The organism is Candidatus Eremiobacteraceae bacterium (assembly GCA_035314825.1).
Classification (GTDB): Bacteria; Vulcanimicrobiota; Vulcanimicrobiia; order Eremiobacterales; family Eremiobacteraceae; genus JAFAHD01.
Genome location: DATFYX010000022.1, coordinates 1 through 5,270, shown reverse-complemented (window position 1 = coordinate 5,270; position 5,270 = coordinate 1). Strand labels below are relative to the sequence as shown.

9 protein-coding genes are annotated in these 5,270 nt (G+C 62.4%); 6 read left to right on the top strand and 3 right to left on the bottom strand.

The window, feature by feature from the left end; translation table 11 throughout:
* Positions 1 to 771 (bottom strand): WYL domain-containing protein (locus VKF82_03770; GenBank protein HME81179.1); only part of this gene is annotated, 771 nt, incomplete at its 3' end.
* 47 nt (positions 772 to 818) lie between these two features.
* On the opposite strand from VKF82_03770, the gene VKF82_03765 reads away from it, so the two are divergent.
* Positions 819 to 1,385 carry a Uma2 family endonuclease gene (locus VKF82_03765; GenBank protein ID HME81178.1) on the top strand — a complete coding sequence of 189 codons (567 nt, stop codon included), beginning with the start codon at positions 819 to 821 and terminating at the stop codon, positions 1,383 to 1,385.
* Positions 1,386 to 1,420: 35 nt separating this feature from the next.
* On the opposite strand, the gene VKF82_03760 is transcribed toward VKF82_03765, so the two are convergent.
* Entirely contained in the window at positions 1,421 to 1,885 is a 465-nt protein-coding gene (locus VKF82_03760; protein ID HME81177.1) for a plasmid pRiA4b ORF-3 family protein, read from the bottom strand.
* Between the two features lie 180 nt (positions 1,886 to 2,065).
* On the opposite strand from VKF82_03760, the gene VKF82_03755 reads away from it, so the two are divergent.
* The 5 genes from VKF82_03755 (at position 2,066) to VKF82_03735 (ending at position 4,666) form a co-directional block, all read left to right on the top strand.
* The gene (locus VKF82_03755; GenBank protein ID HME81176.1) at positions 2,066 to 2,863 is read left to right on the top strand and encodes a hypothetical protein; all 798 of its coding nucleotides are present in this window, start codon (positions 2,066 to 2,068) and stop codon (positions 2,861 to 2,863) included.
* On the top strand, positions 2,863 to 3,225 hold the full coding sequence (locus VKF82_03750; protein HME81175.1) for a hypothetical protein: 363 nt from the start codon (positions 2,863 to 2,865) through the stop codon (positions 3,223 to 3,225). The genes VKF82_03755 and VKF82_03750 overlap by 1 nt, the downstream gene beginning before the upstream one ends.
* Before the next feature lie 59 nt (positions 3,226 to 3,284).
* The gene (locus VKF82_03745; GenBank protein HME81174.1) at positions 3,285 to 4,046 is read left to right on the top strand and encodes a type II CAAX endopeptidase family protein; all 762 of its coding nucleotides are present in this window, start codon (positions 3,285 to 3,287) and stop codon (positions 4,044 to 4,046) included.
* A 97-nt stretch (positions 4,047 to 4,143) separates the two neighbouring features.
* Positions 4,144 to 4,464: a BrnT family toxin gene (locus tag VKF82_03740; GenBank protein HME81173.1), complete on the top strand. Its 321-nt coding sequence runs from the start codon at positions 4,144 to 4,146 to the stop codon at positions 4,462 to 4,464.
* A complete protein-coding gene (locus VKF82_03735) occupies positions 4,394 to 4,666 on the top strand; it encodes a BrnA antitoxin family protein (protein ID HME81172.1) in 273 nt (90 codons plus the stop codon). Before VKF82_03740 ends, VKF82_03735 begins: the two co-directional genes overlap by 71 nt.
* Before the next feature lie 36 nt (positions 4,667 to 4,702).
* Here the strand turns inward: VKF82_03735 and VKF82_03730 are convergent.
* The coding region (locus VKF82_03730; GenBank protein HME81171.1) for a zinc-binding dehydrogenase at positions 4,703 to 5,270 on the bottom strand (568 nt) is incomplete at its 5' end.

Here is a 5,270-nt window from a genome sequence, read left to right as displayed (position 1 = left end):
GACCTTGCGCGGTTTGCCGGAGGTCGCGAAAATGCCAAACGAGTGGCGCAGGGTATCGTCGAGTTTTCGTTCTGCGTCGTAACCTTTGGCCGTCACTTCGTCGAGCACGGTCGGGTCGCTCATGCGGTCCAGGGCGAAGAACTTCGGGCGCTCTCCTCCTTCTTCGACGCCCCAGACGTAGATGCGACCGTTGTTATCGAACAGATCGTAGGGCACGATGTGACGCGCTGACACGGTACCGTCGGATGATCTCTTATAGGTGAAGCCGAGGATGCGCCGTTCTTGGATGGCGCGTTCGCAGGCGGAGAGGTTCTCGTAGAATGCGGCGTTGACGCGCGGCTGCGGCTGCCACACGTGCAGGCGCTCCTTGACCGCTGGATCCATGCCGGCCAGCTGCGATTCCCATTGTTCGAATTGGGGGCCGAGCGTTTCCATGAACGGCGATCCCATGCGCAGCAGATCGATCCGCAGGCGGACCAGGATCTCGCGTTTGCGCGGATCCATCTCCGTCGCTCGGCCGAGCGTCCAGCCTTTGGGAACGGTGTGGGTTTTCGTCTTGGGGTCGTATCTGAGGCGCGCGCCCCACGCCGCGAGCTCTTTCTTGTAGCGCTTCCAGGTGCTGTCGTTTAGCTGCTGTCTGCCGAGGATTCTTGCCGCTTGCTGCTTTGTGATCCGGCGCTCTATGTTCAGCCGGATCAGGAGATGGCGGATCCCTGAGGCTTTGGACCTAGCCTTGGCTTCGGCGTTCGTGCTCGCGGTGAGATTCTTCATCCTATTGGCTTATCGGCTTGACGGGCGAGCGCCGGGAGGGATTACCCGTGCGTGAGGGTAGTATGCTTGCGAACATGGCGCTCAGCGAACGAGATCTTATCGCCGTCCAGGCTGTCTACCCGGACAAGCGCGTCGAGCTGCGCGACGGCAAGATCATCATCATGAGCCCGTCCGGCGACTTCTCCGAAGCCGTCGCTTTCGAATTGGCAGCGCGCCTTCGTGAATGGGTGCGACCGCGCAAGCTTGGTTTTATCCTGACTTCAAGCGCCGGCTTGCGTCTTCCCAACGGCGACATTGTCGCGCCTGACGTGTCGTTCGTGTCGAAAGAACGCATGCGAATCCCTCCACCCGGCTTTGCAGAGGTCGTGCCAGAGTTGGTGGTCGAGGTGAAATCGCCCTCGGACCGCATCGCCGAGCTCGAGGAGAAACTGGCTCTCTTGCGATCGTTCGAGGCCCAAGTCGTCGTGCTCGTCGATCCGGAGCAACGAACGGTCACAGTCGACGCCGTCGGGCAGCCGCGACGCATCCTCACGAACGCCGATACGATTGATCTGCCCGCGCTGCTGCCGGGTTGGTCCACGCGCATATCGGAGCTCTGGCCAGAACCGCTCTGAGCTCGCTCTGCGTCATCTGGCCTTGATGCTCTGCGTCATTGAGCTTTGATGCCCTTCGCGCGCCACAGGCGACGATTCACGCGAGCTACATCGAAGGGCTGAGCGCTGCCCGGCGGGCTGGCACCCGCACCAGCGACGCATCGCGGGTAGCGCCAATGCTGCACACCGTCGACGTATTCTTCGCGGACTATGCGGTGCAGCCGCTCGTCGGGCGCACCATACGCGTACGTCAACCAGTCCCCGGGATAGAAGGCTGAATCAAGGCGCCAGTTGCGTTCGCGTTGCGCGTCCAACGCCTCGCCTGGCGCCACTCGCTCGTAGATGTCGCCTTGCAAGATGAAGCGATGGGGACCGAGGCCGTCCCATCCCATAACCGCCTGGATGACGCGGTGCAACCCGCCGAGCTTCGTGAAAAATGAGACGTGAACGCGCCGCCACACGGGCGGATCGGTACGTTCGAGAACGATAAGCAGTTGGACCAGGTCTGGTAGAAACCGCACAACTCGAGACTTCCCAGAAAAACGTTAGCCGGCCTTTTGCCCTTAGCTCGGCGCGCCACCCGGGCCAGATTCTGACCCGGTCACTTCTGGGCCGAATTACGTAGGTCGCCGGCTTGCGATATGATTTCGGTGCGGAGGTGAACGGTGAACATTCCGACTTCTCGAGATCTACTCCACCCGATGTTGCAGGTCGCGCGCGAGCATCCGCGTGTGTCCGAGGGCGAGCTGCATCACTTTTTGGCGTTCCAGTTCGGTTTGTATGAGGGCGGCCCGGCCGTGGGTGGGCCGGGTGATCTGCGCCGTTTTGCCTGTCGGGTGCGGGTGGCGCGGCGGGCCTTGTTGCGCCATGGTTTGCTGGTTTGTGGTGGCGGGGATGCGCTGATCTTGACGCCGCAGGGCGAGGCATATCTGACGACCGGTTGGCTCTTGGCTGGTGGGAGCGCTCTTTCGGAGGCGGCGACCGGCTCCGGTGTTTCGGTGCCGGTTTCCGGTGGTTCGGGGGCGGGGTCGGCGGAGGCCGATGGTTCGGCCGAGGCCGATGAGCCGGCGGTTGATCTGAAGGCGCTGCTCGATGCGGCCGAGTTCGACAGCGTCGAGCTTGGGTCGGGCTGGTATTCGATCCCGTTCGAGGCCGACAAGCGCGCGTGGTGCGTCAGGGCCCGCGCCTCGAAAGGGTGGCTCGTATTGGGCACGCACGTGATGCGGCTGCCGAAGAATGCTGTGTCGCGGGCGGTCGTCTTGGATTCGATCGCGCGCTTGAACTTCCGGGTGCCGCTGGCCAAGTTCTCGCTGGTCAAGCGCGATCAGGTGCTGCTCGAGCTTGAGTATCGGCTCGAGCACGTCGACGCTGAGGTGCTCGGCAATCTGATCCGCATGATCGTCCAGATCGGTGAGACCGAATATCCCGGGCTTGTTCAGGTGTTTGCGACCGATCCCAAGCTGCAGAGCTTGGACGATGCGTTCCGGAGGTCGGCGTGATGGCGCAGGTTGCTATTGGTCAATCTTCGGTTGGACCGCGATCAGTCGGACTGGGAGTCGAGGATCGCCTGATCTTCACGCCGCACGCGCTGGTGCGCTACATCGAGCGCTATGTGGATGGGCCTTTCGTGCGCGCTCTTCGGCGGGGTGGTTTGAGTGATGCTGGGATCCTGACGGCGCTGAGGCTGGTGTACGAGGACGAGCTGGCCTCGTTCGAGTCGCGATTCGAGCGGGTCTTTGATGGCCGGTCGTGTGAATGCCGCAATGTCACGAGTGGCATCTCGTATCGGCTGCACCTTGGCCAGGTTCGGATCGTGGTGTGTTGCGGCGTTTGCATCACGACGCTTCCCGCTGATCAGTGATGGTCGCCCTACGACCGGGCGTGAATGGCGCGAGACCGGTTCGAGCGGATCGCCGGCCAGTGGGGCAGCGTCTCATGGCGGCCGTGTGGGCGCATGGGCTCGCACCGCAGTTCGCGCCACAGGCTTGGCGTCTCGGTGGCTTCTTCGGCGTCGCCCTGATCACGTATGCCGTGTTCTTGTGGTCTCCGTGGCTTGCTGGGATCATCGTGGTCATCGCCGATGCCATTGTGCCGGCGGTAAGCCAACTGCCGGAGTCGACCCTTGTGATGCTCCTGGCGCTCTTCCGGGCTCTCGCGACGGTAGGCACCGCGTTGTGGTTATGCCAGCTACTCCCCGCAACAGCGACGTCTCTTGGTTTTGTGAAGCCCCGTTTATCGCAGTTCTGGTACGCGGCAGCGGCTTGGCTTCTCACTTTTTCGGCCGCCTGGGCGGTCCCCGTCAGAGTTGACTCGTCCGATCCAGCCTATCAAGCTTCTGCTGGCGTGTTCTATTCGCATCATAGCGGCGCTTTCGATTACTTCAGCGACATCATCGACACGGCAGTCGCGACGCCGCTCGTCGAGGAGACGATGTTTCGCGGCCTGCTCTTCGCCGCATTGGCCCAGTGGCTACCTGCATGGCTCGCCGCACTGGCGAGCAGCCTGGTCTTTGCGCTCTGGCATCAAGAGCCGTACCGAATCTTGCCCTTGACGATCATGGGTCTCGGTTTTGCCTACATCTACTATCGCAGCGGCACGTTGTGGGCGCCGATCGCGGCTCACGCGTTCAACAACTGGTTGATCGTCAGCGCGACGTACTTGGCCAGCAGCCTCGGCCGGTAGCCGGCGGCACGCACTTCGGCCGAACGGCCTTGACGATTCCATTGGTGGCGGTGATATGGACATTATTGTGTATACATGCTAGTATATATGCGCGACCATGCGGTTTGAATGGGACCCGCACAAGGCCGTAATCAATCTACGCAAGCACGGCGTGAGCTTTGAAACGGCAATTCGCATCTTCGAGGACCCACGCGTACTGTCAGCCCAGGATACTCGGTACAGCGATGAGCGCTGGTATAGCATCGGCAACGTCGGAAAAAGGATCATCTATGTCGCACACACCATCGAAAATGAAGGACAAACGAACGAAACAATCCGGATCATCTCAGCGCGGAAAGCTAGTGCGCGTGAGCGCCGAGAATATCAAGCTGACGCCGCGACTGATCTCGGAGCTGACGATGGTAAATCGTCCGGATAGTGAGATTGATTTTTCGGACGCGCCGCAGGTCACGGATTTCCGAGGAGCGGTGCGCGGCCGCTTCTATCGTCCGGTAAAACGAAGTATCAGCATCCGGCTGGATGCTGATGTTCTAGCGTGGATCCAGTCCCAAGGGGGACCGTATCAGACGCGGATCAACGCTATTCTCCGAGCGATCATGGAGCGCAGCGTAGGCAAGTGATTGGTCGTCGTCTTAAGACACCGGCTGCTCAGCAATTCATGGCACGAGCACCAACCGGATCGGGTCGCCGATCTTCTTCTCGAGCCGGTCGACCGCGTCGGCAGCTTCGGCGAGCGGGATGTGAGCGCTGATCGAAGGCCCCACATCGAGGCGGCCGTTCGAGGCGAGCGCGATCAACTGGTCGACGTGCTGGAACGAGCTGCCGAAGTGGCCGCGGATCTGGTTGCCGCGGATCGTGAACCCGACGCTATCGGTGACGGTGAGCGGCCGCGGCATCAGCCCGACGAGCACCAACACGCCGCCGAGGCCGAGCGATGCCGCCGCCTGCTCTCGCACGGCGGGAACGCCCGCGAAGTCGAAGGCGACGTCCAAGCCGCGGCCGTCCGTCGCTCGGCGGACCGCCTCAATGGCCGATGCGTCGCTGGGATCGATCGCGAGGTCGGCGCCGAACGCCAGCGCCCGCTTGCGGGCGCCGTCGATCGGGTCGAGCGCGATGATCGGATAAGCTCCGACCATGCGACAAATGCGCACGGCGTGCGCGCCCAGCCCGCCCACGCCCCAGATGCCGACGGCCTGCGCGGGTCGCAGCTGTGCGGTCGCGACG

Excerpts from the sequence above, each read along its gene's own strand:
- VKF82_03755 (HME81176.1), top strand. The coding sequence starts at position 2,066 with ATGTTGCAGGTCGCGCGCGAGCATCCGCGTGTGTCCGAGGGCGAGCTG.
- VKF82_03740 (HME81173.1), top strand. The coding sequence starts at position 4,144 with ATGCGGTTTGAATGGGACCCGCACAAGGCCGTAATCAATCTACGCAAG.
- VKF82_03750 (HME81175.1), top strand. The coding sequence starts at position 2,863 with ATGGCGCAGGTTGCTATTGGTCAATCTTCGGTTGGACCGCGATCAGTC.